This window comes from Candidatus Cryosericum odellii, from assembly GCF_003570935.1.
Lineage (GTDB): Bacteria > Caldisericota > Caldisericia > Cryosericales > Cryosericaceae > Cryosericum > Cryosericum odellii.
Genome location: NZ_QXIU01000001.1, coordinates 4,478 through 6,917 on the forward strand (window position 1 = coordinate 4,478; position 2,440 = coordinate 6,917).

3 protein-coding genes are annotated in these 2,440 nt (G+C 61.8%); all 3 read right to left on the reverse strand.

The window, feature by feature from the left end; all coding sequences use genetic code 11:
• On the reverse strand, positions 1-521 hold a 521-nt coding region (locus SMC5_RS10900), incomplete at its 3' end, for an amidase (RefSeq protein WP_243624916.1).
• Entirely contained in the window at positions 514-804 is a 291-nt protein-coding gene (gene gatC, locus SMC5_RS00030; RefSeq protein WP_165848881.1) for an Asp-tRNA(Asn)/Glu-tRNA(Gln) amidotransferase subunit GatC, read from the reverse strand. The genes SMC5_RS10900 and gatC, both read right to left, overlap by 8 nt.
• Before the next feature lie 28 nt (positions 805-832).
• A partial coding sequence (ligA, locus tag SMC5_RS00035) for an NAD-dependent DNA ligase LigA (RefSeq protein ID WP_119119090.1) occupies positions 833-2,440 on the reverse strand: 1,608 nt, incomplete at its 5' end.

Here is a 2,440-nt window from a genome sequence, read left to right on the forward strand (position 1 = left end):
CGCACAGAACCACCGGTGTCGGAACCGATTGCTCCAAGAGCAAAACCCGCAGCGACCGCAGCCGTCGAACCGCCGCTGGATCCACCGGGAACTCGGCTCAGGTCCGCGGGGTTGTGCGTCGGGAAAAAGGCAGAGTTCTCCGTGGAGGAACCCATGGCAAACTCGTCGAGGTTGGTCTTGCCTGGTACGACAGCTCCCGCAGCAAGCAATGACCGCACGACAGTCGCCGAATAGGGGGCGACATAGTGTTCAAGGATCCGGGAGCCACAGGTGCAGCGTTCGCCTGCCATCATGATGTTGTCCTTGACCGCTATCGGGGCTCCTGCAAGAGGAGACGAGGGATCGGCGGCCTGCGCATCGGACCGGGCGGCGTCGAGGCGCAGGTGTAAAAACGCCTTCACTTGAGGGTCTCCGCGTTCGATGAGCTGCCGCGTCTCGTCCAGGTACTCTTCGGCCGACAGTTCATGCGCGCGAACAGCGAGGCGATACTGGCTTAACGTGCGCGGGAGTTCACTAGGCATCCTCGCCCCCCATGATGTTCCGCACGACAACGAATCCGTCACGCATCGCGGGCGCTCCACCAAGCCCTGCTTCCCGTGTCAGGCCCTCGGATGGTTCATCGGGACGGAGTTCGGTCATGGCGGGTCGCTTGCTGACGATCGCTGACGTGTCGACGGAGCTCAGCTGTGCGACATACCCGAGGATACGTTCGAGGTCCCCCAGAAGAGGTCCCTCCTCTTCTGGGGTTATCTCGAGACGTGCGAGTGAAGCCACGTGTTCGAGCGTCTCTTTGTCGATGATCATACCCATGATACCTCCTGTGCCTGTTTTCTCAGGTCCCCTGTCCGACGAGGGAAAGGAACTGCTGTTCGTCAAGAATCTCGATTTTCAGCCGCCGGGCCCTGGCCATCTTGCTCCCCGTGGCGGATCCTGCGACGAGTGTCGTCACCTTACGAGAAACGGTCTCCGACGTCTCGGCTCCGAGCGCACGCACTAGTTCCTGTGCTTTGCTGCGGGCCATGGTGGACAGCTCGCCGGTGAAGACGAAGACCTTGCCACTGAGGGGACCGTGTGCCCCGGGGGCCGCGATGCCCTCCATGTGAATCCCTGCCTTCCGGAGGCGCTCGACGAGCATGCGATTGTGCTCTTCCTGGAAGAAGGCCGTGATGTTCTCGGCCGTTTTCTCTCCGATGCCATAGACATGGATCAGGGATTCAGGTGTGGCCGAGGCAAGCGTCTCCATGGAGCCGAAGGCCTGGGCCAGATCGCGGGCGCCTACTTCGCCGACCTGAGGAACGCCCATGGCATACAGCACACGGGCAAGGCCCCTTCCCTTGCTCTCTTCGAGATGAACCAGCAGCTTGCGGGCTACGAGAGATCCCATGCGCTCCAGTTGAAGGAGCTGCTCCTCCGTCAGGTCGTAGAGGTCGGCGACATCATGTGCCAGCCCTGCCGTGACAAGCTGGTCGACCACGGCTTCTCCTATGCCCTGGATATCCATGGCGTCCTTCGAGCACCAATGCAGCAGCCTTTCCCGCACTTGTGCGGGACACGAGGCGTTCACACACTTGGTGGCGGCTTCATCTTCGATACGCACCAGCTGCGAGCCGCACTCTGGGCATACGGCCGGCATGATGAAGGGGTGCTCGATACCGGTGCGGGCGGAGAGCACCGGTCCCAGGATCTCGGGGATGACCGAGCCTGCCTTGCGCACAATGACAGTGTCTCCGATAAGGATGCCAAGACGCTTGACCTCGTCGTCGTTGTGCAGGGTCGCCCTCGCAACGACCGAACCGTCGATCTCCACCGGAGTGAGCACCGCAACGGGCGTTGCGACACCCGTTCGACCGATAGAGACGATGATATTTTCGAGGCGTGTTTCCTTTTCTTCAGGAGGGAACTTCCAGGCCGATGCCCACCGCGGTTCCTTGGCCGTCTGGCCCAGCGCACGCTGCAGCGATATCTCGTTCACCTTGAATACAATACCGTCGGCAGCAAACGGCAGCGAACTGCGGGCAGCTGAAATCTCCCGGGTGGCTGCCCACATCTCGGCGGGTGTCCGTACCAGGCGCACAAACGGCGATATACGGAAGCCGACGCCGGCAATCCAGTCCAGCAAGCTCTTCTGGGTGGGAAGCACCAGGTCTTCCGATGTTTCCCCCAGCGCATAGGCCACCAGATGCAGTGGGCGCGAAGCGGTGATGCGCGGGTCCAGCTGACGCAGTGATCCAGCAGCCGCATTGCGTGGATTGGCAAACAAGGGGTCGCCTGAGGCAGCTCGCGCGGCATTCAGTGCCTCGAAGTCACGCCTGAACATGACCATTTCGCCACGAATCTCGACCAATGCTGGAATACGGCCCCCCATGCTGCCCAGGTTCATGGGGATGGAACGTACCGTCCGGACGTTGGCGGTGACGTCTTCGCCCGTTGCGCCGTCTCC

Coding starts and splice junctions, on each gene's coding strand:
- gatC (WP_165848881.1), bottom strand. CDS start 804: ATGATCATCGACAAAGAGACGCTCGAACACGTGGCTTCACTCGCACGT.